Source organism: Pseudomonas sp. Irchel 3E19, assembly GCF_900187585.1.
In the GTDB taxonomy this organism is placed as follows: domain Bacteria; phylum Pseudomonadota; class Gammaproteobacteria; order Pseudomonadales; family Pseudomonadaceae; genus Aquipseudomonas; species Aquipseudomonas baetica.
Map to the genome: position 1 here is coordinate 130,430 of NZ_FYDT01000009.1, position 25,935 is coordinate 156,364.

The following is a 25,935-nucleotide window of genomic DNA, read 5'->3' on the forward strand; positions in this document are numbered from 1 at the left end:
TTCAGGCCGCCGTTGCTGTGACAGGTGGACGGGAAGGTTTGCGCAGTTCTTCCAGGCGCGAGCCGCTGTAGCGGGATTCGCGGTAGAAGCGCCAGCGACCGAACAGCGTGTAGATATTCATGATCCGCTGTTGTTCGGTATAGCCCATGCGCACGTGCAGCTTGAGTGCCGGGATGTTTGTCGACTCACAGACATCGACCACTTTGCTGCAGCCTTCCTCGGCCATGGCTTTCCACAGGCGCACTTGCACATCGACTGACAATTCGGTGCCCCAGTAGGCGCGGGTCATTTCGCCACCGAATTCGAAGAGCTCGCCGGGTTTCACCGGGAACCGGCAACCGTAGTAATGCCGATCGAAATAATCGTGCGGCGTGCCCCAGATAAACGCCACGGCATCGCCATGCTCGTCGACATGCATAAGCCCAGTGCGACCTTCATTGGCCAGCTCAGCCATGACGCCCACACGGTCGCCGAAGTAACGGGTGAAGGCACTGGCGTTGTCTGCGGTGATCTTCATTACGCGCAGCGGTGGGTAGGGTTTGAGGTTGTGCGGCGGCACGGGGCTGACCAGATCACGCTCCATCCACAGCAATTGCTGATGGGCGAAAATGTACTTTCTACGGATCTTGGTCAAGGTCGCTCGCAGGCCGTTACGACGGATATGTGCGCTGAGTTTTTGCAAAAGATCCATGGTCTCTTCTCCCGATGAAGGTAGCCACGCGCGGCATGACGCTCGCAGGACAGAAGGGCGGCTCATGAAGCGCTCCAGCTCAGGGCAAACAGGGTTTGCCCCGGCAATTCGAAACGCACGCGCCCGTTTTCGCAGGCAAACGGTATGTCGCGGCTGCGATTGTCGGCGCCGAAGAAACGCAGGGCGCTTTGGTTCAGCGGGCACCAGGCGCCGCTCAGATCAACGCGTTGCAGGCGTGTGCCTTTGTTCACCCCGAGCAGTGCGCGCTGCTCGTCGCCGGCCATCGCCAGAACATCCACCTCAAAAGCGTCGTTATCCAGTTGCAGCACTTGCGGCAACCAATGCCGCGCGATGAATTGCTGGGCAAGGCCCACCGGTTTCAATTCAAAACGACCATTGTCCAGCACCCGCACCATGCCTTTGCCGTAGGGCGGTTCATCGGCTGCCTGAAACCAGTTGAGCATGCTCAGCAGCCCATCCTGAGAAGCGTTGATCACCACCGAGGCCCACCACAGCGAGGTGTAATGGGTTTCCTGGTCGTAGGGGCTCAGGGCTGAGCCACTGGACAGATTGGTCTGATCCAGCAGCAACGCTTTGCGTGGTTGCCCTTTGGCGTCCAGTCCCACCAGGTCTGCTGCGCGGCGCACGCTGTCGCGGTAGACCCGGGTCGCGAGCAGGTCGCGAATCATCCATTCATGCCAGGCCAAGGCATCGACCTGATCGGCGGATTCACTGAGCAGACGCCGCGCCCAGTCGATGCCGCGCTTGTCCGCCGCGTTTTCGGTGAACGGCCCGTTGACCAAGCGTGAACTGGCCGGCATGGCAATGCGCACCCCGGCCTTGGCGTTGGCCGGGTCGCTGCGCACCTGCCGCGCCATGCTGTTGAAGATCGCCCGGTATTGTTCGTAGCTTGAATAGTTGAGGTTAGGCTCGTCGGCGAAACCGATGTAATGCGTGCCTTTGCCACCCAGAGCGCGGGTGCCGGCGAGCCAGGCGTCGAGGCCGCTGTTGCTTTGTACATCGGCGCGCAGATCGGCCTGACGCCCGGTGCCGGCGAGCAGGGTGATGTCCTGGCGGATGCCGAAGCGATTTTGATAAAGCTGACGAAAAGCGTCTTCGAAATGCGGATTCTTCGAGGTGACATCAACGAAGCTGTAATAGCTCGCAGCGCTGGGTTTCAAGGCATCGAGCAGGGCGTGACTGGACGGCGGCGGTACGAGGTAAGGCAGTGCGATTCCCAGATCCGGCGTGCGTCCGAGGACTTTGTCGTGCAGGGTCAGACGCGTCTGCCCGGGTTCTGACTGCAAGGGTTTGAGCTGCTGCGGATTCTGCGCAAACAGATTCGCCGTGCCGTCGAGCCAGAATGCTGCTTTGCCCCTGCCTTGCAGAAGCAGGCGCCAGACCTGCGGTTGTTCGCTGACGGGCAGCGCGACTTGATCGAACTGCCAATAGGCACGATAGGGTTTCAGTGCCAATGACAGTTGCTGTCCATCGCCAACCCGCTGTGCCTGCAAACCGCTGACGCCACCATGGAACTTGCCGGCCAGCACCGCGTGTTCGCCGGGTGCGACTCTGAAATACAGCTCAGTGCCGTTCCGCACTTCCGCGCTGAAATGCACCTTGGCCGGGGCAAACAGCGCCACGGTTTTTTCGTCATGTTCGATCCGGTAACCGCGGAAACTGTAGCCGGGAATCTCCAGTTGATAACTCGCCGCGCCAGGTGCCAGCGGCCAGCTCTGGCTGCCCCGGGTTTCATTGGCCTTGATCAACCGTTCGCCCTGCAACATGCCCTGACCGTCGAGTAGATACAGATGCTCTTCGTTGGCCTCTGCCTGCCACGCCGGCACCCAGCTGACGGTCACGGTGTCCGCGCGATCGGCCTGCAGATACAAGCTGCCGTCGCGGATATCGCCCCAGCGCATCGACGCCGCGTAGGCGTCCAGCGACAGGCCGAGACCGAGCAGCAGGGCCAGGCGTTTCATGCTGCCTTCCGGCGTTGCAACATCAGCCACATCGGGGTGATGTCGCTGGGCAGGATGATCAAGGTTTGCCAGAACGGCACGCCACTCAAGCGGCAATAAAGCACCAGCATCGCCACAGTGACGGCCAGGTAGGCAATCGATGAAGCCGCCGCTGCACCGACAATCCCGTAGGCAGGAATCAACAGCAGATTCAGCGCCAGGTTGAGCATGGCGCCGATGCCCATCAGTAACGACACCGTGCCGGGGCGGTCTTTGCCAATCAAGTCCAGACGCAGAATGCTCGCGTAGCACAGGCCCAGCAGGCCTGGCAGCAATGCGAGCAGCGCCGGATAGGCCGGCTGGTAGGCAACGCCGAACAGGGTGACGATCAGCCATTCTCCGATCACCGCCATCGTGAAGCAGGCGCCCAACATCACTGTGGCAGTCAGGCGCAGCGCCAGCGGGGTGACTTTGTCCATGCCTTTGTCCTGTTGCAGCAGGCGTTTCATCAGCGGCGTGGTCACCGCTTCGGGGACGATCAGCAGCAGTTCGGCGGCGGCGCTGGCCATTGCGTAGTGACCCAGCGCGGTGCTGCCGAGCAGGGCGCCGATGAATAGATAATCCGAGCGCAGAATCACTTGCTGGAATAGCAGATCCGGATGGCTGCGCGCACTGAAGCGCAGCAGTTCGTTCTGGCTGGCGCGGTCCCATTGCAGCTGCATCGGTTGCGCGCACTTGAGCCACATCCATCCCACCAGCACCACCAGACTGATCCCGGCCAGCCAACTGATCAGCGCCGCTTCCAGCGCAGCACTTTTCCACATCCAGAACAGCGCAAGAAACAGCAGCAGCGGCGCCAGCGATTCGATCAGGCGCAGCACGTTGAACGCGACCACGCCGCCAGAGGCGTTGTGCAATGTCAGCAGGCCGCTTTTGAGTACGGTCAGCGGCACCGCCAACAGCAACAGCCAGGCCAGCAGACCGAGTTGCATCGTTATATCCAGTTCGCCGCCGAACTCACGCACCCACGCAACCACCAGCAAGGTCAGCAGCCCCGCCAGCAGACAGCCGAACACCAGCACCTGAGCGAGTAGCAAACCCATCGGCCGCTGCTTGGCCGCTTGATAGCCGACCGCGGAATTCAGCCCGCCACTGGTGGCGGCGCTGATCAAGTCCGGCAGGGTGCTGAGCAAGGCAAACAAACCGCGTTCACTGGGGCCCAGAATCCGCGCGAGCAACACGTTGCGCAGCAGGCGCAAGGCGATCATCGCCAGCTTGGTGCCCATACTCAGGGCCAGATGCTTGAGGTAGTTGCCTCGGCTCATGTGCGTGCCCCGCGAAAGATGCGTAACGACAGCAGTTCGGGATTGCGTGCGGTGCGTTGACTGACACCGAAGCGCGGCAGGTTCAAAGGGTCGCCGGCCCCACGATAGAGACCGGTAGCGGTGCCGAGGGCAAACGGATAATCGTGATTGGCGACCTGCTCGCGCACGCGCTCATCGTTATCCCCGTTGGGGTAGCAATACACCGGTAACGGCCGATTGCAGCCGTTGTTCAAGGCGTCGCGACTGCGGCTGATTTCCTGGGTCAGGCGCGCACTATCAAGGCCTGTAAGAATCGCGTGGCTGGCGCCGTGCGGGCCGAACCGCACCAGCCCCGAAGCTTCCATTGCGCGCACCTGATGCCAGTCCAGGGCCTGCGGCAGAGAATCCTGCGGGCACTCGTCGGTGAGCCGTTCCAGCACCTGCGGGTCGAGATCTTTCAAACTTTGCAGATAATGCAAAAGGGCCAGACTGCGCCGCTGCACATCGATGTCATCGACCAGCACCGGCAATGGCTTACCGATCGAACGAAGGTATTCGATCAAATGCATCCGCGCCTTGTCGCCATGGCTGCCCCAAAGCGTTTCGCCGAGGCTTTCCCACCAGAATCGTTGACGACTGCCAATGAAATCGGTGGAGAGAAAAATACTCGCCGGCACCTGATGTTTTTGCAGCAGCGCGAAGGCGTTGACGGCGTTGTCGCGCCAGCCGTCATCGAAGGTCAGTGCCACTTGCGGGCGCTCGGTGCGCAGCGAATTTGGCTGAAGGATTTCCATCAGCGGCACGCAATCGAAATGCTTGCGCAGCCACACCAGCAAATGCTCGAAGGCCTGGGGCCCGACGCACAGTTCATTGCGGTGCGGCAGATCGGCGGCGCGGTCGTTGGCCAGCACCCGATGCAGCATCAGGATCACCCCGGCGCCGTGCAACTGATTGCGGCCCACGGACGAGTTGAGATAGAGCCAGCCACTGGTGCGTTTTAGAAGTTGTTTGATCGCCATGGCCTCAGTCCTTTTTTATCGGTTCTGTTCCGGATTCCACTGGGCATACCGCTGGCCGCGCAGAAACTGCCACAGGCCGAGGCTCATGCCCGCCAGGGTGACCAGCAAAAACGCCGCCAGACGGAATGGTTTGGGCAAACGGTGTTGCGAATCGAGCAGGCCGGCGATGGCGATCGTGTAGCCGATCAACTGCGCGATCAGGCTCAAGCGATAAAAGCCGTGTTCTTGCCACAGCCAGAAGTTGCTCAGCAGCAACGGCAGCAACAACACCGGCGCCAGTCGGCGGACCAATTTGTGGCTGATCAAGGCGATCGAATACAGGCCGTGCTTGAACGGATTGAGCAGCTCACTGCGTTGCGCCAGGCTTTGCAAGCCGCCAACGGTGACACGCTGACGCCGGCGAAATTGCTTGCCCGCCTCATCGACGCCATGGTCGATCACTTGCGCTTCGGGCACGTAGACGATGCGTTTGCGTGCCACCGGCGCGCAGGTGCTGATAAAGAAATCGTCGTTGACCTCCGCCGGCACGTTCTGGAACAGCTCGCGGCGCAGAGCGAGCAGGGCGCCATCGGCGGAAACCATGCAACCGGTGCGATTCTCCACGCGGCGCAGCCAGCCTTCGTAGTGTCGGTACAGGCTGTCACCGACGCTCAGGCCCCCGCCTGTGACCGGGATTACCATGTGCCCTGCACAGGCGCCGACCTGCGGATCGCTCAGCGGCGCGAGCAAGTGGCCGAGGGTGTCGCGTGACCATTGGTTGTCGGCATCGGTGAACACCAGAATATCGCCGGTACTCAGCGCTGCGCCGGCATTCAGCGTAGCGGCTTTGCCCTGGCGGGGCAGGTCGAGCACGGTGATGCGCGGATCAACCACTTTGCGCGCGCAGGCCACGGTGTCATCCATCGAGCCGTCGCTGGCGAGAATGATCTGCAGCGTCGCCGGCTGATAATCCTGAGCCAGCAGCGTGCGCAACTTGTGCTCGATGTGCCGCGCCTCGTTATGCGCGGCAATCACGATGCTGATGTTCAGCGGCGGCGCTGGCGTATGGCGCCAGGCCGGGAACAGCGGCGCCAGCAAGGTCAGCAGCAGCGGATAACCGACGTAGGCGTACACCGGCAGCAGCAGGCACATCCAGAAAATGAATTCAGCCACGGGCAGGCCTCCTGGCGTTCCAATGACACAGACTGAGAACAAGTGCCGCGCTGGGCAGGTGCAGGCGTAACCAGTGCAGACCCCACAGTTGCAAGGTGAGGCGAACGTTGTGGTGCTTGATACTCTGCCGCACGCTGAGCACCAGACTCGGCAGCAGGGTCAGCACCAGCAGGATCACCGCGAGCTGCGCGAGGCCGGCGAGCAAGGCAACGATCAGGAGAAAATCCGTCACCCAGACCAGCAGCGACAGCAGCGGAAAACGCAGCAGGCGCAGGCTCATGCCATGGGTGCGCAGCAACTGCAGGTGACTGCCCTGACGCCACAGTTCCTTGCCCATCCACTCGCGCCAATTCATTTCGTAGCCCCAATGCAGGGCGATGCTGGTATTGATCGACAGCAGCCGTGCGCCCTGTTTGCTCAGGCGCAGGGTGTATTCCTTGTCCTCACCGGTGCGCAGGGTTTCGTTGAAACCGCCGACGACGTCGAACCAGCGTTTGCGCATCAGCAGGTTGGCGCTGGGCAGCCAGTCCACGGTGCGGCTGGCGTGCGCTGATGGCCGCAGCATGCGCCGTTGCCAGGCGGTCGCGTACCACGGCGCGGCGGCGGGGGTGTGCAGGTCCAGGCCAAAAATGTCGCCCTGATTCTGCGCTTCGAGAGTTAACAATTGGCTCAGCCAGTCTTCGGGCATTTCAATGTCGGCATCGATGAACGCCAGCCAATCACCACTGGCAACCGTTGCGCCACGATTGCGCAAGGCGCCGATCAGCAGGCCGGGCAGCACCAGAACCTGTGCGCCGAATGCGCGGGCGATCTGTGGCCCGTCATCAATGGAGCCGTTGTCGACGACAATCAGTTCACAGTCGATGTCAGCGGCGTTCGCGGCTTTGCGAGCGGCCAGGAGGGTGCGGCCGATGTGCCGTGCCTCGTTGTACATCGGAATGACGATGCTGATCCGGCTCATGCCCTGGCCTCCGTCAGCGGTGCTTGCTCGGCTTTCAGGCGCAGCACCCAGGTCAGGGCAAGCATGATCCACAGGTATTTCAGGTTCGGCGCGCTGAGAAACATCAGAAACAACGTCAATGACAGAAAACTCATTCCAAGATGAGTCACCACGTCCGCGTGCTGCCACTCGCGCCGTTGCAGCCACGCGCGTCGTGCGCGGATCAGGTTGTAGAAACCCTGCACGAGCATGCCGACAAACAGCAGGCCGGCGGGAATCCCCAATTCGCTGAAAATCTCCAGGTAAGTGTTGTGCGCCCGGCGATACAGATCGCCGATCTTGCGGTTGGCCGAGAATGCCTTGGCGTAACCGGTGGTCGCGTAGTGCAGCGGGAAGGTCCCGGGGCCGGAGCCGAGCAGTGGATGTTCGCGGATGATCTGGCTGCCGACGACAATGTAGGAGGCGCGACGGCCGAGTGATTCGTCCTGAGCCTTGGCCCCGGCGCTCAAGATACTCAGCGACTGGATGCGTGCCAGATAACCGGCAGGCATCGCATAAATCGCCAATGGCAGCACGATGGCGGCGCCGAGCATGGCAAAGCCGAAATGCCGGGGACGGATGCGGGTGAGGTGCTGGCGGTAATGCCAGACACCGATCGCCAGACTCAAGGCCAGTACCACCAGGCCCGAGCGCGATTCTGTCTTGGTCATGCCGCCGAGCAGCAAAAGGCAGCAGCCAGCCCAGAACAAACGCTGCAAAAGGTTCGGGCTGCGAATTACCAGCAGCAGGCCCAGCGGCACGGCGAAGGCGATCAGCAGAGCAAAGGCATTCGGGTCATCGAGCAGGCCGGCGGCGCGGCCCTTGTCCTGGAATCTGCTGGAAAACATCGCCATGGCGCAGGTGGCGCTGACGCTGAGCGTGACCAGCCGGGCGAACAGATCGAGGTTCAGCTCGCGGCCGATCAACAAAGTGATCACGAACAGAATCAGGCCCACGCTCAGTTCACGCAGATGACTCTGAGACATGCCCAGGTTGTCGGTGGCGAGCAGGCTCAGCATGTACAGCGCCATGAAACCGATCAGGTAGCGCCACAGATTGCTGCGCAAGCGCTGCGATGGAATCTGGTGCAATGCCAGTTGCAGCATCAGGATCAGCGCCAGCGAAGCACCGAGGAATTTGCTCCCGGAAAACATGCTGTCCTTGAAGAACCCTTCAAAGGGCACCAGCGCGGCAATGCCAAGCAAGCCCCAGGACGGTTTGCGGTACAGCACCGTGAAACCCAGCAGCCCCAGCACTGCCCCCGGCGCCAGATACGGATAAGGACTGACCAGCAAAGCCATGCAGACCAGTGCCAGCAGGCTGACGATCGAGAGCGGGAAAATCATGCGCGTGCCTCCCGTGCGGTGCGGATGTACAGCTGCGACCAGTGTTCGGCCAAGGCCTTGAGGTCGTAGCGATCCTGTTGCGTGCGTTTCGCGTTGTCGCGCAGTTGCCGGGCCAGGCCCGGTTGCATCAGCAACGTGTCGAGCTGGCGGGCGAGCGCGGCGCTGTCGGTGGGCGCGGCGAGCAGGCCGTTATGCCGGTCTTCCAGCACATCGGGAATCCCGCCGACCGCGAAGGCCACCACGGGCACCCCGGCCTGCATTGCTTCGAGCAAAATCATCGGCGTGCCCTCGGTGCGCGAGCTGATCACCAGCGCATCGAGTTGCTGCCACCAGCGGCGCATGTCGGTCTGGTAACCCGGCAAACGAATGCGCTGCTGCAAACCGGCGGCATCAATGCGCGCCTGCAACACCTCGCGTTCCGGGCCATCGCCGAGCATCACCGCGTCCAGTTGCGGGTGTTGCAGGCACAGCGCAATCAGCGCGTCGAGAAACAGATCCGGGCCTTTCTCGCTGCTCAGGCGTCCGACGTAACCGGCGAGCCAGCGCTGGCGATCAGCATTGGGAATCATCTCGGCGTGAGCCGGCAAACCGTTGGGAATCACTTGCAGCTTGTCGGCCCGTACGCTGGCCTGACGATGAATGGCCGCGATGCTTTCAGCCACGCACACCACCCGATCAACCGATGCGGTGCGGCACAGTTGCAGGCTCAGCCAGGTGTAGAACTTTTGTTTGCGGCTGCGCGGGGTGAAACCGTGTTGGGTGATGACCAGCGGCAGGCGCAACAGCGTCGCGCCGAGCCAACCGAATAGCAGCCCCTTGAAATTGTGCGTATTGATCAGCGGCCGTTCGCTGCGGCGTTGACGCAAGTGCCGCAGCAAGGTGCCCAGGCCAGTGCAACCCTGCGCGTCGACCCCGGCCTCACGAAAGCGCGCGATCAGTTCCGGCGGCGCGTCGAGGAACAGCACTTGATGCTGTCCCGGCGTCGCCAGGCAATGATCGAGCAACATGCGCTCGGCGCCATAGAAGCCACCGCTGCTGAGCAAATGAATGATCGGCAGGGCGGCGTTCGGCGGGGTCGACAGGTTCAATTGCGCACCCAGTGCACAAAGCCTGGCACCGACCAGTTTCTGTGCGGATTGCCCGGCAGCGCGTCTTGCTCGTTGATCACCAACAGCACCGGCAGCCCCAGTTCATGGCTGATTTGCGCCGGATGTTTGAAGCGATGATCAAAGAACTCCCGCACATAGACGAACGCGATCGCCAACAGCAGGCCGGTGAGCATGCCGAACGGAATGATCAACATGGGTTTGGGGAACGCTGCTTCAGTCGGCTCGAACGGCGGGCTCAACACCCGGGCGTTGGACAGGTCGTTGTCCAGCGAGCGCGTGGTGCTGCTTTCGGCAAAGCGCTGCGCGTAGGTCGAGAACGCGGCGTGCAACGCGCCGATCTCGGTGTCCATCTGGCGCAGTTTGCTTTGGGTTTGCTGCAATTGATGGATTCGATTCTTGAACTCGGCAATGCGCGCGGTTTTCTGCTCGATCACCTGACTGACCACCGACAGGTCGATCGTGCGTTCCTGGATGCGGTTGTTGACCACTTTCAGGAACTGCTGGCGAGTGCGGGCAATTTGCTCGCGGGTCAGCAACATCGGCTCGCTACCGGGCTGGAACACCGCCAGATCATTCATGTAGCGGCTGACCTGAGTGGTCAGCGCCTCGCCCATCTGTCTGATCTCGCGGTCTTCGAACGCGATGTTGTCCACCGTGGTGGTGAAGGTGAACGGGAAGGTGTAGTCGTTGAGTTTGTTGGTGTTGGCAGCGGCCAGACTGGTTTTCAGGTAATCGAGCCAGCGCTGGCTTTGCAGCAAGCGGTCGCGGTACAGATTGAGTGCCTGCTCTTCGGTGTTGATTGCATTGAGGCGGAAGGTGATTTCCTCCTTCGGATCGGACGAACCGACACCTTCAAGCAAACTCAGCCGAGCACCTTCCAGTCCGTCGAGGCGCACCTGGTATTGATGCTTTTTGGTTTCATAAAACGAGTGCGGCAGTTCGATCGATTGCAGCGCCTGACGGCTGACCAGATAGTTTTGCAGCAAGGCTGCGACAAACGTTGTGCCCTGGGCTGGATCCGGGAAGCTGTAGACAATCGAAATGACATTGGAACCCGGCAGGGTTTCGATCTTCAGATTGTCGATGGCTTCTTGCGTCAAGCCGTCGAGTACCGTGTCGCGCACGGGATCGGTTTCCAGGCCCAGCGTGCTGCGCAGCGGGTTGACCACGTATTCGCGCAACGGCGAGCTGACGTAGCGTTTGAACGGTTCACCGAGCAGCTTGCTGAACATGCCTGGCGCTGGGGTGTACTCGCCGTTGTCGCGCAGCTCGCTGATGGTCTGACGAATCAGCGCCGGCGAACGCAGGATATTGCTTTCGGTTTCCATGTCCGCCAGCGACGGCGGAATGAACGTGGCGTTGTCCTGGGTCAGCGAGGTGGTCGCATCGCCCTGGGAGAGTTTTTTCGACTGCACGATCACCTGCGCGGTGATATCGAAGCTCTGCTTGAGCAACAGCGGCAGCACCAGCGCGATCACTGCAAAGATCAGGAAGACACGCTTCACCAGTTGTTTGTTGGCGAAGAAAATCCTGAAGAACTCGTGCAGGTAATTTTCTTTTGGGTTCATGTCGTTCACCTGAGAGTCAGTTGTCACTGCCTTTGTTGTCGACGCGGTAGCCGAAGCTGAACCCCACGCCCTGGAACAGCACCACGTCGGCCAGTTGGCGGGCGAGTTCGCCGGCGCTGGCAAGCTTGGTTTTTGGCACGTAGAGCATGTCGTCCGGTTGCAGGTAGGCGATCTGCGGAGCCTCGCCTGACAACGCTTTCTCGACGTCGTAATTCATCGCCTGCACCTGATTGCCATTGCGCCGCATGATCACCACCGAATCGAGGCGCGCCTTGACGTTGGTGCCTCGGGCGAGGGTCAGGGCTTCAAGCACCGAGACCGGACGGCGGATCGGGTAGGAGCCAGGCTGGGCCACTTCGCCCAAGACGTAGATCTCGTTGCCAGCCGTGGATTTGAGCAGCACATCGACGCTCATCCGCCCTGGCAATTGCGCGTATTTTTTGTTGAGGAAGGCTTCCAGTTGATTGACGGTCATGCCTTGCATTGGCACGGCACCGATTTCCGGGAAGCTCGCGTAGCCGTCAGTCCCCACGGTGATCTCGCGGCTCATGCCGGTGGCGGGGTGGTTGAGGGCACTTTTGAGGTTCTGTTCGTTGCTCAACGGGCTGAGGACTTGCACGCTCAGCTGATTGCGGTTGGGCTGGAACAGTTGTTTGCGTTGATAAACGCGCTGGATTTCCTGGCGCGCCTGCTCGCTGGTCAGCCCGGCGATTTTCACCGAGGTGTTGGCGCCCGGCAGTTCGATGGTGCCGTCGGGCAGCACCAGTTGCGTGCCGTTGAGCTGGCTGGCGGCGGTGAAGTTCAGGCCGATCTGGTCACCCGACTGGACGCGGTAAGCGTCCGAGCCGCTGGTGCTGATGTGGAAAATCACATCCAGCACGTCTTTCGGGCGCAGGGTCTGCTCGACCCTCGGCATATCGGTTGCCTGGGCGTTGGCCGGTGCGGCGGTGAGGATATTCACCGGCATGTTGCGGGTATCGGTATTGCTGGAGCAGCCCGCAAGTGGCAGCATCAGCAGCACAAGAATCTTGGCGTTCATGGCGTCATCCTTTGCGTTCGCTTACAGGTTTTTGTAAAGCCATTTAGGCATGTAGTACTTGCGCCGGTTGAACACGCTACCGACCACTTTCGCCCCAGCCTGGGTCAGCCGTTGCACGGCAGCCTGGGCGACTTCCCAGCGGGTGTCTTCGGCGCGAACCACGAACACCACGCCATCGACCTGCGTGCTGATCACCAGCGTGTCAGCGGCGGAATACACCGCGTCGCCGTCGATGACCACGAAGCGGTACTGGCTGCCCAACTGGTCGAGCAACGGGCTCAGACGCTCGGCGGTCAGGTGCTCCAGGGTGCGAATCGGCCGGCCGTTGGGCAGCACGTGGAAGGGCAGGCTCGAGACCTGCACCACGCAGTCCTGCAACAGCGGCGGTTTGTCGGGGTTGAACAGCAAGTCGCGCAGGCCGCGCTCCTTGCTCAGGTTCAACTGCTGGGTGAGATTGCTCACCGACTGGCTGGCATCGACCAGCAGCACCTGGCCGCTGCTCATCTGTGCCAGTTGGCTGGCCAGCGCCAAAGCGCTGGTGGTGGTGCCAGCGCCGGGGTTGGCGGCGGTCAGAAACAGGATCCGCAGATCAAGATCCAGCACGGTCGAGGTCAGGTTCGATTCGCTGGGGTTGGCGATGCTCAGGCTTTTGTTGGTTGAACCGTCCATTAGCTTGCTCCGTGGCCGCTGAATACTTTGAAAGGGGTTTTCAACAGGATCTTCAGATCAAGCAAAAGGCTCTGCTCGGCGATATAGCTGAGGTCCAACTCAACGCGCTGGTCGAAGTCGATGTTGCTGCGCCCGGAGATCTGCCACAGACCGGTCATGCCGGGATAAATGGCCAGACGCGCGAGGTGATTGTCCTTGTAGCGGTAAGCGTTGAACGAGGTCGGGCGGGGGCCGACCAGGCGCATGTCACCGGTCACCACGTTGATCAGGTTGGGCAGTTCGTCGAGGCTGGTGCGCCGCAGAAAACCGCCGATGCGGGTGATGCGTGGGTCCTTGTCAATCTTGAAGTCGATGGCGTCGGCCCCGTGCTTGTTGAGGTGGCGCAGCGACTCTTTCAATTCTTCGGCGTTGGCGACCATGGTGCGAAATTTGTACATGCCGAACTTGCGGCCGCGGTAGCCGGTGCGCTTTTGCACAAACATCACCGGACCCTTGCTGGTGAATTTGATGATCAGGGCCAAGCCAATCAACAGCGGCGAAATCAGCAGCAAAATGGTCAGGGCGCCGAGGCAGGCCACCACCCGATTGGTGCGCGACAGTTGCCATGGGCGTCCGCCGTCGCGGCCGGTGAACCAGCCGCGGCCCTGGCGATGAATCGCCGCATCGAGGCGCATACGGTGCTCGGGGTCAATGCGCTTGTCGCGGCGCATCTGTTGAATCGGCACACCTTGTTCATGTCCAGTCATGGAATCCTCCGCTGATGTTCAGCCGCGAGCGGCGCGTGGGCGATAGGCAGTGGGGTAGTAGTCGCGGAGCCAGGCGATGAAACGCCCCAATCCTTCATCCAGCTCTATCCGGGGCTGGAACCCGGTGGCCTGGGCCAGATCGCTGGCCTCGGCGCAGGTGTTGAGCACATCGCCCGGTTGCAGCGGCAGCAGCTCGACAATGGCTTTCTGGCCGAGGTGTTTTTCCATCAGGGCCAGGTAGGTTTTCAGTGCCACCGGGTGTTGCCCGCCGATGTTGAACAGCCGCCAAGGCGCCATGCTGCTGGCCGGGTCGGGCTGCTCGCGATCCCATTCGGGCTGGGGCAGCGGTGGCTGATCAATGAGACGGGCGATGCTCTCGATGATGTCGTCGATGTAGGTGAAATCGCGTTGGTGCTCGCCGTAGTTGAATAGCTTCAGCGGCTCGCCCTCGGTGATCGCCCGGGCGAACTGGATCGGCGACATGTCCGGCCGCCCCCACGGTCCGTACACGGTGAAAAAGCGCAGGCCGGTGCAGGGAATGCCGAACAGGTGGCTATAACTGTGGGCCATCAGCTCGTTGGCTTTTTTGGTCGCGGCGTACAGCGACAGCGGGTGGTTGACGCCGTCCTTCACCGAATACGGCGTGTGCTGGTTGGCGCCATAAACCGAGCTGGAGGAGGCGTAGATCAAGTGCTCGACCGGGTGATGCCGGCAGCTCTCCAGAATATTCAGAAAACCATTGAGGTTGCTGTCCAGATACGCCCGTGGATTTTCCAGCGAGTAGCGCACGCCGGCCTGTGCGGCGAGGTGAATCACCACTTGGGGTTGTTCACGGACAAACAGCGCGTCGATGGCCGACGCATCGGCCAGGTCAACCGTGGCGAGCTGGAAATCGCCGACCTGCTCACGCACCCATTGCACGCGGTCGTGCTTGAGCTGCGGATCGTAGTAGGCGTTGAAATTATCCAGACCGACCACCGTGTGACCGTCGCGCATCAGTCGCAGTACGCAATGGGCACCAATGAAGCCGGCCGCGCCGGTGACCAGAATCTTCATGGCCGTGCGCCTTCGGGGGCGATGTGGCGCAGGCCGATGCCGCTGTAATGCAGGCCGGCGGCCGCTACTTGTTCCGGGTTGTACAGGTTGCGGCCGTCGATGATCACCTTCGAACGCAGCTTTTCGGCGAGCAGTTCGAAATCCACCACGCGGAAGTTTTTCCACTCGGTGCAGATCACCAGGGCGTCGGCATCTTCCAGGGTGTCGTCGCGGGTGGCGCACAGGTGCAGGTCGTTGCGGTAACCGTAGAGGCGCCGGCATTCGGACATGGCTTCCGGATCGTAGGCCTGCACGCTGGCGCCTTCGGCCCAGAGCGCGTCCATCAGATAGCGGCTGGGCGCTTCACGCATGTCATCGGTGTTCGGTTTGAACGCCAGGCCCCAGATGGCGATGGATTTGCCGGCCAGGCCCTGGGGGAATTGCGCTTTCAGTTTGCTGAAGAGGATATGCCGTTGCAGGTCGTTGACGTCGGTGACGCTGCGCAGCAGTTTCAACGGCATGCCATTGTGTTCGGCGGTGTGCAGCAGGGCGCGCAGGTCTTTGGGAAAGCATGAGCCACCGAAGCCGCAGCCCGGATAGATGAAGTGGTAACCGATGCGCGGGTCGGAGCCGATGCCTTTGCGCACCGCTTCAATGTCGGCGCCAAGCAGTTCGGTGAGGTTGGCCAGTTCGTTCATGAAGCTGATGCGGGTGGCGAGCATCGCGTTGGCGGCGTACTTGGTCAGCTCGGCGCTGCGGTTGTCCATGAACATCAGTTTTTCGCGGTTGCGGCAGAACGGCGCGTACAGCTCGCTCATTTGCTCGCGGGCTTCGTCGTCGCGGGTGCCGACGATGATCCGGTCCGGGCGCATGCAATCGGCGAGGGCGCTGCCTTCCTTGAGAAATTCAGGGTTGGAGACCACGCGCACGGTCAGTGCGGATTTGCCGCGACGCAGCAGTTCGCTGTTGGCGGTGGCGAGCACCTGATCCGCCGTGCCGACCGGCACCGTGGACTTGATGATCAGCGTGCGATCGGCCTCCATGTGCGAAGCGATTTGCCGGGCGACGTTGAGCACGTGACTGAGGTCGGCGGAACCGTCCTCATCGGCCGGCGTGCCGACCGCGATGAAAATCAGCTCGGCATGCTCGACCGCGTCGCTGGCCTGGGTGCTGAATAGCAGACGTCCGGCCTTGATGTTTTCCTCAAGTGTGCTGGATAAACCTGGCTCGCTAATTGGCGGCACCGCTTGTTGCAGTTGTTTAATCTTGTTCGGGTCAATATCGACGCATAAAACCCGATGACCGACATCTGCAAGTGCGGCGGCTTGTATTAATCCAACATAGCCCGTGCCAAATACGCTCACGTCCATCTGCGCACCCTCGATAGAGCGAAAAGAAGAAGTTCGGAAGAAGACTGTAAAAGGGGTATAGCGCAGCCTTTGAAAAGCGTGTCAGCAAAATGACATGTTGCATCTGTATAACACTTAAGCAAATTTTGGCGATTGGCCATCAAGTCATTGCTGCGATTGAATTTGTTGCTTTTGTGCAGATTTGTTCAGATTTCAATTAAGCGATAAACGGTCGTAAGCCGCTAATTTAAAGGCTTGTAGCGTCTGAGCTGTGTCAGATTTGAGTCACCGTTTTTTTGACGCTTTCTATAAAAAACAGTCAATTCTTGCGCTTTGATGGCCGGGTGCTAGTGTCAGGTTCTGACTGACAAACCTTTGACTTCCTGCCGTTTTGCCCGATCGGTATCGCCATGTTCAGATATGCCAAAGAAATGTTCTTAATTGTTTATTTGTTGATTTATTCCGAATATTACTTTGATCGGTTAAATGCTATCGGCCTCAGTTTTTCTGTACTTCTTTTTGGTGCGATGTTTTTGGCGCTTACTTTGGCGTTATATCTAACGGCGTATATAAAACAGGCTCTCATTCGCCACGTTTTCGCATTGGCGATGTTTGTCTCGGCGGTATTCTTCGATGTCTATACCCGGGTCACGGCGGATTACCTGACCTACAGCGGTTTCGTTTCATTGGTTTACTCCGGCGGTTTCATCCAGGAAGCGGCGTACCAGTACCGGGACGCGCTCCTGCGTGGCGTGCTCAGCGGTTTGCTGTTGCTGTTCGGCATCGGCCTGAAACCCCGCCACGGGCTGGCGATTCCCAACGCTTTGCGTGTGGCGGCCCCACTGTGTGGTGTGCTGCTGCTCAGTGCCGTGCTGTTTTTGCGTGCGGGTGAGGGCGCCCGCGGCCTGCCGATCATGTACACGCCGCTGGCCTATCTGAACCTGTTTGCCTATGAAGCGCTGCACAACACCGTCGGCCCGCGTGAACCGGTCACACTGACGCGCGCCTCGCAAGCGGTCGGCCACGACATCGTGTTGATTATCGATGAAAGCATCTCCGGCAATTATCTGGACATCAACGCGCCGTTCGGCGTGCACAGCAACCTCAAGCAACCGCACGCAGGCGTCGACATCTTCAATTACGGCTACGCCGCGTCCATCGCCAATTGCAGCGCCGACACCAACATCACCTTGCGTTACGGCGGCACTCGCGCCGACTACATGCGCATCAACAGCACGCTGCCGTCGATCTGGCAGTACGCGAAAAAGGCCGGGCTGCGCACGGTGTATATCGACGCCCAGCGCACCGCCGGCAATCTGCAGAACCTGATGAACGACACCGAGAAAAAGGACATCGACGAGTTCGTGCAATTCGACCAGACCAGCGTGCGCGACCGCGACATGGCTGCAGCTGCGAAGCTGATCGAGTTGCTCAACGACGATAAAGCCGAGCTGATCCTGATCAACAAGGTGGGCGCGCATTTCCCGGTGCACGACAAATACCCGGATGCGTTCATGGCCTACCGCCCGACCTTGCCGCGCGGCCAGTTCACCGAAGTGGCCGACACTGGCGAGCGCAACGGTTTCAACGGCCAGCCGGATGATTGGGTGCTGTACCGCAATGCCTACAAGAACACGCTGCTATGGAACGTCGGCGAGTTTTTCGCGCGCGTGTTTGCTCAGGCCAACCTGAACAATGCACTGCTGATTTACACCTCCGATCACGGCCAGGATCTGCATGAACGGGGGAATCCGGGGCTCAACACGCACTGCGGCGGTGATCCGGTGGAGGAGGAGGGGCTGGTGCCGCTGGTGGTGATTTCCGGCAGCAATCTGAAGACGCTGGACTGGTCGGCGCAACTGGCGGCGAACAAGGATCGCTCCAGCCACTACAACATCTTTCCGACGCTGTTGCAGTTGATGGGGTACGACCTGGCGGGGATCGAGGCGGTGTACGGCAAACCGCTGAGCGTGACGACGGCGGATGAGTTCACCTTCAACTATCGCTTCAATGCGCGGTTGGGGGCCAAGCCTGAGTGGAAGCATATTGATCTGGACAGCATTGTGACGCCGGTGCAGGCACCGACCCGTGTGGCGGCGGGACAGTGAGTTTTGGTTTGTCCGGGGTGACGCTTTCGCGAGCAGGCTCGCTCCCACATTTGGAACGCGATCTACCTGTGGGAGCGAGCCTGCTCGCGAAGGGGCCGGCCAATTCAACGCTGAATTCAGGTCTGTCACCGTCATCCGCTATCCTTGCCCCACACTGACCCACCAGGTGGCGGCATGCTCCAGATCCAAAACGTCTGCAAAAGTTACCTCACCCCCCAAGGCCCGTTGCCGGTGCTGCAAGGTGTCGACCTGACGCTGGAGTCCGGCAGTAGTCTGGCGCTGATGGGCGAATCCGGCAGTGGCAAAAGTACTCTGCTGCACCTGGTGGCCGGCCTCGACAAGGTCGACAGCGGCAGCATTCGTAGCGGTGAACATCGCCTCGAAAGCATGAGCGAAGCGCAACTGGCCAACTGGCGACGCACGGAAATCGGTCTGGTGTTCCAGCAGTTCAACCTGATCGGCAGCTTGCGCGTCGAAGACAATCTGGCGTTCCAGGCGCGACTGGCCGGGCGTCATGAGCCGCGCTGGCAGGCGCATCTGGTGCAGCGTTTGGGCCTGGGCGATTTGCTCACGCGCTACCCCGAGCAATTGTCCGGCGGCCAGCAGCAGCGGGTTGCGTTGGGCCGGGCGCTGGCGTCACAGCCGAAACTGTTATTGGCTGACGAACCCACCGGCAGCCTCGATGAAGCCACCAGTGACGAAGTGTTGGGTCTGTTGCTTGAACTGCTCGACGACACGCCAACCACCTTGTTGATGGTTACTCACAGTTCTCGGGTCGCAGCGCGACTGGCGCAGCGCGTGGTGCTCTCCAACGGGCGGCTGAGGTGATCGTCTTTGGGCAAACCCTGCGCGCACTGCTCAGCCATTGGCGGCGGCACCCGGTGCAGTTTTTCAGTGTGCTGACCGGGTTGTGGCTGGCCACCAGCCTGCTGACCGGCGTCGAGGCGCTGAACAGTCAGGCCGGCGACAGCTACGCCCGCGCCAGTCAATTGATCGGTGGCGAACCGCAGGCCAGCCTCACTACACCGAACGGCGCGACGTTTGCGCAGCAATGGTTCATCGATCTTCGGCGTCAGGGCTGGCCGGTGTCACCGCTGTTGCAGGGCCGCTTGAACCTCAAGGATCACGACAATCAGCGTCTGCAGGTGATGGGCATTGAGCCGGTGTCACTGCCGGCGGATTCTGCGGTGGCCGGGGAGGCGATGCCGATCGAACGCATTGTCGAGTTCTTCACGCCACCGGGCAGCACCTGGATTTCCCCGGAAACCTTGCAGGCCCTGAACCTGCGCGAAGGCGCCACGCCGCAAACGCTCAGTGGCCAGACATTGCCGCCGCTGCTGGCCCGCAAGGACATGGCGCCCGGCGTGTTGCTGGTGGACATCGGCGTCGCGCAATCCCTGCTTGAACAACCCGGACAACTGTCACGCCTGTTGCTGCCCAAGGATTTTCACGGCGAGTTGCCGGCCTCGTTCAACGGCCTGTTGCAACTCCAGCGCAGTGGTGAGGAAAACAATCTGGCGCGGCTGACCGAGAGCTTTCACCTGAATCTCGATGCGTTGGGATTTCTCTCGTTCCTGGTCGGCTTGTTTATCGTCCACGCCGCCATCGGCCTTGCGCTGGAGCAACGGCGCGGTTTGCTGCGCACATTGCGCGCCTGTGGGGTCAGCGCGAGGATGCTGATCGGCTGTCTGGTTGTTGAATTGGGTGTGTTGGCGCTGATCGGCGGCCTGTTCGGTGTGATCAGCGGGTATTGGCTGGCCAGCGTGTTGCTGCCGGATGTCGCCGCGAGCCTGCGTGGTTTGTACGGTGCGGAAGTGGCGGGGCAGCTGCGGCTGAGTCCGTGGTGGTGGTTCAGCGGTATCGGCTTGAGCCTGCTCGGCGCTTTGCTGGCCGGGGCCAACAGCTTGTTGCGGGCGGCGCGTTTGCCGTTGTTGGCGGTGGCCGATCCGCAAGCCTGGCATCAGCAATATGCGCATTGGTTGCGGCGCCAGGGTTGGCTGGCCTTAGGGTTGGGCGCGATTGCGCTGGTGGCGTTGATCTGGGGCGACAGTCTGGCCAGCGGTTTTGTATTGATGGCGGGGCTGATGCTCGGCGCGGCGTTGGCCTTGCCGGTGCTACTGAGCGCGATGCTCAATCCATTGCTCGGCCGCAGTCGTTCGGTGCTCGGCCAGTGGTTTCTCGCCGACTGCCGCCAGCAACTGCCGGCACTGAGCCTGGCGCTGATGGCGTTGCTTCTGGCCATGGCGGCGAACATCGGCGCCGGCAGCATGACCGCCGGTTTCCGTCAGACCTTCAACGACTGGCTCGAACAACGCCTGAGCGCCGAGCTCTACATCAACCCGAGCAACCCGGCGCAGGCCCGGGAAATGTACAGCTGGCTCAAACAGCAGCCGCTCGTCACTGCGATACTGCCCAACTGGCAGGTGTCGGTGACGCTGCAAGGCTGGCCGGCGGATGTGTACGGCGTGATCGACCATATTTATTACCGCCAGCACTGGCCTTTACTCGACGCCACGGGTGATGACCCGTGGGCGAATCTGGCCGCGGACGACGCGGTGATGCTCAGCGAACAACTCGCGCGGCGCCTGAAAGTCAGGGCGGGCGATCACCTGACGATTCCCGCGCCGACGGGCTCATGGTCGCCGCGCGTCGTCGGCATCTACGCCGATTACGGCAACCCCAAGGGGCACTTGCTGGTCAACATCAATCACCTGCTGCGCGGCTGGCCGCAACTGACGCCAAACCGCTTCAATCTACGTATCGATGCGCAAAACATTCCGGCCTTCGTGAGCGCGTTGCAGGCACGCTTCCAGCTTGAGGACAGCCGAATTGTCGATCAGGCGCGGCTCAAGGGCTGGTCGGTTCAGGTGTTCGAGCGCACCTTTGCCGCCACCGCCGCGCTCAACAGCCTGACGCTGGCGGTCGCCGGCGTGGCGCTGTTCATCAGCCTGTTGACTCAGAGCCAGAGCCGTCTCGGCCAACTCGCACCGCTGTGGGCGCTGGGCGTGACGCGGCGGCAGTTGATGCTGCTCAACCTCGGCCAGACCTGGCTGCTGGCGGTGCTGACGCTGGTGTTGGCATTGCCGTTGGGGATCGCGCTGGCATGGTGTCTGGATGCGGTCATCAATGTGCAGGCGTTTGGTTGGCGTTTGCCGTTGCGGGTGTTCCCTTGGCAATTGGTGCAGTTGACGGGATTGGCGCTACTGGCGACCTTGCTGGCGTCGGCGTGGCCACTGTATTCGCTGTATCGCACGCAACCGGCGGATCTGCTGAGGACGTTTGCTCATGAAGATTAACGTCGTTGTGTTGATGCTTGTGCTGTTGCTCGCTGGCTGCGATCAGCCTGCGCCTGAGCAGAAGGGCTTTGCCGGGATGGGCGATCAGGCGCAGGCCTTTACGCCGGTGGTGCCGGGGCGGGTATTCAGCTTCCCGGCGGATCATGGCGCCCATGACGGTTTTCGCATCGAGTGGTGGTACGTCACCGCCAATCTCAAGGATCAGCAGGGCAATGGGTTTGGCGTGCAATGGACGCTGTTTCGCAGCGCCCTCAAACCTGTGCCGGAGCAAACAGGGTGGGGCAGTCAAACCATCTGGTTGGGGCACGCGGCGGTGACTTCAAGCTCGGTGCATTACGCCGCCGAACGCTATGCCCGTGGCGGCGTCGGTCAGGCCGGTGTGCGCCTGACGCCGTTCGAGGCGTGGATCGACGATTGGATGTTCGCCAGTCAGGCGCAGGATCCGTTGACTGACCTGCAACTGAGTGCTCGCGATAAATCCTTCGCCTATCAACTGCACCTCACCTCCAGCCGTCCGCTGGTGCTGCAGGGCGATAAAGGATTCAGTCAGAAATCGGAGGAAGGGCAGGCGTCGTATTACTACAGCCAGCCGTTTTTCCAGGCCAGCGGCACCTTGCAGATCGATGGCCAGACCTACACCGTCAGCGGCCCGGCCTGGCTCGACCGCGAGTGGAGCAGCCAACCGCTGACCGCCAACCAGACCGGCTGGGACTGGTTCTCCTTACACCTGGACGACGGCGAACACCTCATGCTCTATCGCATGCGCCAGAAGGACGGCGCGCCGTATCTGACCGGCACCTGGATCGCCGCTGACGGGCAGACGCAGACCCTGCGCAGCGATCAGATCAAACTTACCCCGCAAGCTACCGCGAATGTCGCCGGCCGCTCGATGCCGGTGCGCTGGTCGATCAGCATTCCCGATAAACATCTCGACATCAGTCTCTCGGCACTCAATGCCAATGCCTGGATGAACCTGCGCATCCCCTACTGGGAAGGCCCGGTGCGTATCAGTGGCAGTCATGGTGGGCAGGGCTATCTGGAAATGACCGGTTACTGACGGTCTGGATGGATTGAGTTGAACTCCATTTGATCTCTCAACCTCTACAAAAGGACTCTCCCGCCATCAATGTCGTCCGCGAACTGGACGACTCCGCAGCCTGAGGACTACCCCGATGAAACCGACCTGCGAAAACGAGCACCCCGACGCACCACGACCAGCGGGGGAAACCGAGCGCGACAACGATGCACTGCGGCCCACTGATCCCAAGCAGCGACAAAACACCAGTAAAGGTACCGCGAGCGGCGAATCTACAGCGCAAGAGACGGCCGCGCCACACACCAAGGCCAAACCCTGAACAGCGTCTATGCTCAGTGACACACCCGGCGCCTGAGCCGGTTTGGGCACCGGGTGCTACCACTCATTACAGGGAAAGTACGCTTATGAAGCTCCATGCACTGGCCAAGTCGATCACCCTTGCAGCCCTTCTGTCCGCCACCAGCCTTGGCGCGTTTGCTGCCGATATACCGCTGTCCGCCGCCATCGAAACCGATCAGGTCACCACCAAAGTGATTTCCGTGGACGCGGCCAATCATCAGGTCGTGCTCGAAGGCGCAGAGGGTCGTCAGGTTCATGTGCAACTCAGCGACAAAGCGAAAAATCTCGCCAATCTGAAGGTCGGCGATCTGGTAAAGATCCAAGTCCAGCGATCCGTCGCAGCCTACCTCGACACCGAGGTGGATAAAGGTCTGCCTGGCACCGTCGAGCGTTCCGGCGAACTGCGTAACGCTCCCGGCAGCGAAAATCCCGGCGGCGAAGCTTATCGCCAGATCCGGGTGCAGTTGGAAATCACCAAAATTGATTTAAAGAAAAATCAGGTAACCCTGAAAAACCCGGCGGGTCAGTCGAAAACCCTGGACGTCAAATCGCCTGAAAACCAAGCCAAGCTCAAAGATCTCAAAGTCGGACAGAGTGTTGTTGTCACTTACACCGATATCTTAAAAGTGACCACTCAACACGAAAGTTGAGCATTAACTCTACAGAATGATTGTTCTTGTACAGGCTATTGTATGAGAACAATCATTTAAAAGTGTGCGCTTCGATGTGACGGATAGTTTCTAAACAGATTCGTCGATAAATATCTATTAACTCATTCGTACATAAATTTCATGTACGTCAATGACGACATATCCGCCAACTTCTATTAAAATCCTTCCCGTTCGCCCAGTGTCAGGGCTCTTTACCGGTGCATGGATTGCCAGGCCATTACACTGGGCGAACACCTCTTCGGAGTGATTGTATACAATTTCCAGAACAAAAAAGGGCGACTGTTCAGTCGCCCTTTTTTGTTGCTTGCAATTAATTCGGTGCTTAAACCAGAGGCTTTGCCTGCTGCCCTTGGAAACGCTTGAGCGTGGCCTGATACATTTTTGTCCGCCGGTGATTTTCCCCGTAGGTACCCGCCGCCGCGACGGTTCCTGCCTGGATGTGATCCAGATAGCGGAAAATCTTGCGCGGCGACAGACACTTGATGCCGTAGCCCAGGTTCACCATCCGATCCTGCAGGGTATAACCCGGCACCCGATCATCCATGCAAAAGTGCAGACCCTGCGACTTCATCAATCGCGCATTCCACAAGGTGCAAAAGCTTTTCAGGTGAGTTTCCTTATAGGGCTTCGGCTCTTTGGATTTCCAGCCCAGGCTGATTTTTGCACGTCGGATATAATGCTTGCACAATCGCGAAGTTAAACGCCAGGTATCGCGCACCCCCCCCCCGATTGATTTGCTCGACACAACCCACCGCCGCCATATCCGCACTTTTCGTACACTCGCGCATCATCATCGCGAACACTTCGTTGTCGTAGACAAAGGTGTCGGTGTGCAGCAGGAAAAGATAATCGGTGTCAACTTTTTCCAGCGCCAGATCCAGTGCCTTACCGTGAGCAATGTGGCCTGGTTCTTTACCAGGCGAAGGCCGCTCGATCAGATTGATCCAGTCAAGTGAACGCAAGTAATCCAGACTTGCGTCTGCAGAGTCGTTGTCTACCACCCACACCGGAATGCGCTGTTCCTTGACGTGCTTATGCAACAACTCCAGGCACATTCTGGTGATGTCCGGGGTTTTGTAATTGACCAAAACCAGACTGAAGTTCGACTGTTGTTTGGCTGGTAAATCAAGCGCTTTCATATCATAAGGACCCATCCGCGGTTCATTGGCGACAGTGGTTTCATGGCCCGGGATGCTAACGAGGCAACCTTAGGCGAAGCTTAATTTGCGGATTCGCACGGCTTACACGCTAAACTGCGCGCCCATTTACGTCTCAAGGAAGACACGGCCAGCGCCGGTGCGTCACGGATGAAAAAACCACTTTCCCTCTACCACCCGGCCCTGTATTGGCTGCGCGTGTGGCAAAAAAGACTGTTCCGCCAAATTGCCTGGCGTTGCTCCGGCAAACGCTACACACGACCATTTGCTTTGGCCGAACGGCTGCCCTTCCGCTACCTCAAACACACCTCAAAACTGATCCGCAAACTCGGCGACTCCGACCTCGCCCTGCAACACAATAAAGTCATCAACCTGAAACTCGCTGTCGCCGCCATCGACGGCGTCGTCATTGGCCCTGGCGAACACTTCTCCTTCTGCCGCCTCGTTGGTCGTCCGACGTTGAAGCGCGGCTACGTTGAAGGCATGGAACTGTCGTTCGGCGAAGCTCGCACCGGGGTGGGTGGCGGCATCTGCCAACTGAGCAACCTCATTCACTGGATGGCGATTCATTCACCGCTGGTGGTGGTCGAGCGCTCCAACCACAGCTTCGACCCGTTTCCGGATGAAGGGCGGGTGCTGCCCTTCGGGTCCGGGGCGGCGATTTTCTATAACTACGTTGATCTGGTGCTGCATAACCCAACGGATAGAAGCTTTCAGTTGAAGTTGAAGGTGGGGGAGACGCAATTAGAGGGCGAGTTGTTGTGTGACCAGGTGCGGGCGTTTCGGTATCACGTGTTTCAGGAAGGGCATCGGTTTGTGCGGGAGGCGGGCCGTGTGTTTCGCGAGAATGAAATCTGGCGCGAAGTGAGGGAAAAGGGGCAGGTGGGGGCGTTGGTGGAAAGGGAGAGGTTGTATCGGAATCGGGTCGTTGTGAAGTATGAGGTGGCGGGGGAACTGGTTGAATAGATGCATCGTAAATGCGGGTTTTCAACTTCTACGACTTAACTGTTGCTCTTCAACATTTCGCGGATTTTTATGCGGGTTAGCTATTTTAACGAGTAAGGGGGGGCAGGTTATTCAGGGGGGAGACCACTTCCAGAAGAAAGAAAACGTGGTCTGTCCCTGAGAGATCCCCGATTTTTCTTACGAAAAATCAAGAAGTTGGAATTATTGAAGAAGCCTGCATGAGTCGGCAACTTGGTTTGCACCACACAAAAACAAGATCCCCGCCCCAGGGAGTGTCATTAATTTTGTGTTCGGGCATAACATGCTGCAGAGGTGCATGTATGCCAACCAAAAAGAAACCGGCCCGTGAGGCCAAGCGTGACCTTCCGTCCATTCCAAAAGAGCTGATCGACCAG

21 protein-coding genes and 1 pseudogene are annotated in these 25,935 nt (G+C 60.1%); 7 read left to right on the plus strand and 15 right to left on the minus strand.

Going from position 1 to position 25,935, the window contains the following annotated elements; genetic code table 11:
- Position 1: 1 nt before the first annotated feature.
- The 14 genes from CKW18_RS08475 to CKW18_RS08540 all read right to left on the minus strand — a co-directional run bounded on the left by CKW18_RS08475 (position 2) and on the right by CKW18_RS08540 (position 15,988).
- Positions 2-691 carry an N-acetyltransferase gene (locus tag CKW18_RS08475; protein WP_095188412.1) on the minus strand — a complete coding sequence of 230 codons (690 nt, stop codon included), beginning with the start codon at positions 689-691 and terminating at the stop codon, positions 2-4.
- Between the two features lie 62 nt (positions 692-753).
- Entirely contained in the window at positions 754-2,673 is a 1,920-nt protein-coding gene (locus CKW18_RS08480; protein ID WP_095188413.1) for a hypothetical protein, read from the minus strand.
- Complete coding sequence (locus tag CKW18_RS08485; RefSeq protein WP_095188414.1) at positions 2,670-3,977, minus strand: oligosaccharide flippase family protein; 1,308 nt, start codon at positions 3,975-3,977, stop codon at positions 2,670-2,672. The genes CKW18_RS08480 and CKW18_RS08485 overlap by 4 nt, the downstream gene beginning before the upstream one ends.
- On the minus strand, positions 3,974-4,975 hold the full coding sequence (locus tag CKW18_RS08490) for a polysaccharide deacetylase family protein (RefSeq protein ID WP_095188415.1): 1,002 nt from the start codon (positions 4,973-4,975) through the stop codon (positions 3,974-3,976). The genes CKW18_RS08485 and CKW18_RS08490 overlap by 4 nt, the downstream gene beginning before the upstream one ends.
- A gap of 15 nt (positions 4,976-4,990) precedes the next feature.
- Entirely contained in the window at positions 4,991-6,127 is a 1,137-nt protein-coding gene (locus CKW18_RS08495; RefSeq protein ID WP_095188416.1) for a glycosyltransferase, read from the minus strand.
- The gene (locus tag CKW18_RS08500) at positions 6,120-7,088 is read right to left on the minus strand and encodes a glycosyltransferase (RefSeq protein ID WP_095188417.1); all 969 of its coding nucleotides are present in this window, start codon (positions 7,086-7,088) and stop codon (positions 6,120-6,122) included. The genes CKW18_RS08495 and CKW18_RS08500 overlap by 8 nt, the downstream gene beginning before the upstream one ends.
- Positions 7,085-8,452 carry an O-antigen ligase gene (locus tag CKW18_RS08505; RefSeq protein WP_095188418.1) on the minus strand — a complete coding sequence of 456 codons (1,368 nt, stop codon included), beginning with the start codon at positions 8,450-8,452 and terminating at the stop codon, positions 7,085-7,087. Before CKW18_RS08505 ends, CKW18_RS08500 begins: the two co-directional genes overlap by 4 nt.
- A complete protein-coding gene (locus CKW18_RS08510; RefSeq protein WP_371857619.1) occupies positions 8,449-9,552 on the minus strand; it encodes a glycosyltransferase family 4 protein in 1,104 nt (367 codons plus the stop codon). Before CKW18_RS08510 ends, CKW18_RS08505 begins: the two co-directional genes overlap by 4 nt.
- Positions 9,537-11,129: a Wzz/FepE/Etk N-terminal domain-containing protein gene (locus CKW18_RS08515; protein WP_095188420.1), complete on the minus strand. Its 1,593-nt coding sequence runs from the start codon at positions 11,127-11,129 to the stop codon at positions 9,537-9,539. The genes CKW18_RS08510 and CKW18_RS08515 overlap by 16 nt, the downstream gene beginning before the upstream one ends.
- 16 nt (positions 11,130-11,145) lie before the next feature.
- A complete protein-coding gene (locus tag CKW18_RS08520; protein ID WP_095188421.1) occupies positions 11,146-12,168 on the minus strand; it encodes a polysaccharide biosynthesis/export family protein in 1,023 nt (340 codons plus the stop codon).
- A 21-nt stretch (positions 12,169-12,189) separates the two neighbouring features.
- Positions 12,190-12,837, minus strand: coding sequence for a CpsD/CapB family tyrosine-protein kinase (locus tag CKW18_RS08525; RefSeq protein ID WP_095188422.1), 648 nt, complete (start codon positions 12,835-12,837; stop codon positions 12,190-12,192).
- Entirely contained in the window at positions 12,837-13,583 is a 747-nt protein-coding gene (locus tag CKW18_RS08530; protein WP_095188423.1) for a sugar transferase, read from the minus strand. The genes CKW18_RS08525 and CKW18_RS08530 overlap by 1 nt, the downstream gene beginning before the upstream one ends.
- 18 nt (positions 13,584-13,601) lie before the next feature.
- Positions 13,602-14,639 carry an NAD-dependent epimerase gene (locus CKW18_RS08535; protein WP_095188424.1) on the minus strand — a complete coding sequence of 346 codons (1,038 nt, stop codon included), beginning with the start codon at positions 14,637-14,639 and terminating at the stop codon, positions 13,602-13,604.
- Complete coding sequence (locus CKW18_RS08540) at positions 14,636-15,988, minus strand: UDP-glucose/GDP-mannose dehydrogenase family protein (protein WP_095188425.1); 1,353 nt, start codon at positions 15,986-15,988, stop codon at positions 14,636-14,638. The genes CKW18_RS08535 and CKW18_RS08540 overlap by 4 nt, the downstream gene beginning before the upstream one ends.
- 389 nt (positions 15,989-16,377) lie before the next feature.
- On the opposite strand from CKW18_RS08540, the gene CKW18_RS08545 reads away from it, so the two are divergent.
- The 6 genes from CKW18_RS08545 to CKW18_RS08570 all read left to right on the plus strand — a co-directional run bounded on the left by CKW18_RS08545 (position 16,378) and on the right by CKW18_RS08570 (position 23,396).
- Positions 16,378-18,075, plus strand: a complete 1,698-nt coding sequence (locus tag CKW18_RS08545; RefSeq protein ID WP_095188426.1) for a sulfatase-like hydrolase/transferase — start codon at positions 16,378-16,380, stop codon at positions 18,073-18,075.
- 174 nt (positions 18,076-18,249) lie between these two features.
- Positions 18,250-18,903, plus strand: a complete 654-nt coding sequence (locus CKW18_RS08550; RefSeq protein WP_095188427.1) for an ABC transporter ATP-binding protein — start codon at positions 18,250-18,252, stop codon at positions 18,901-18,903.
- On the plus strand, positions 18,900-21,371 hold the full coding sequence (locus CKW18_RS08555) for an FtsX-like permease family protein (RefSeq protein WP_095188428.1): 2,472 nt from the start codon (positions 18,900-18,902) through the stop codon (positions 21,369-21,371). The genes CKW18_RS08550 and CKW18_RS08555 overlap by 4 nt, the downstream gene beginning before the upstream one ends.
- Complete coding sequence (locus CKW18_RS08560) at positions 21,361-22,428, plus strand: lipocalin-like domain-containing protein (protein WP_095188429.1); 1,068 nt, start codon at positions 21,361-21,363, stop codon at positions 22,426-22,428. The genes CKW18_RS08555 and CKW18_RS08560 overlap by 11 nt, the downstream gene beginning before the upstream one ends.
- A gap of 115 nt (positions 22,429-22,543) precedes the next feature.
- Positions 22,544-22,726, plus strand: coding sequence for a hypothetical protein (locus tag CKW18_RS30965; protein ID WP_095188430.1), 183 nt, complete (start codon positions 22,544-22,546; stop codon positions 22,724-22,726).
- Positions 22,727-22,811: 85 nt separating this feature from the next.
- The gene (locus tag CKW18_RS08570) at positions 22,812-23,396 is read left to right on the plus strand and encodes a hypothetical protein (RefSeq protein ID WP_095188431.1); all 585 of its coding nucleotides are present in this window, start codon (positions 22,812-22,814) and stop codon (positions 23,394-23,396) included.
- Between the two features lie 343 nt (positions 23,397-23,739).
- Here CKW18_RS08570 and CKW18_RS08575 read toward each other — a convergent pair.
- A pseudogene (locus CKW18_RS08575) lies at positions 23,740-24,556 on the minus strand (glycosyltransferase family 2 protein).
- Positions 24,557-24,724: 168 nt separating this feature from the next.
- Here CKW18_RS08575 and CKW18_RS08580 point away from each other — a divergent pair.
- Positions 24,725-25,540 carry a VanW family protein gene (locus CKW18_RS08580; RefSeq protein ID WP_095188432.1) on the plus strand — a complete coding sequence of 272 codons (816 nt, stop codon included), beginning with the start codon at positions 24,725-24,727 and terminating at the stop codon, positions 25,538-25,540.
- The last annotated feature ends 395 nt before the right edge of the window (positions 25,541-25,935 follow it).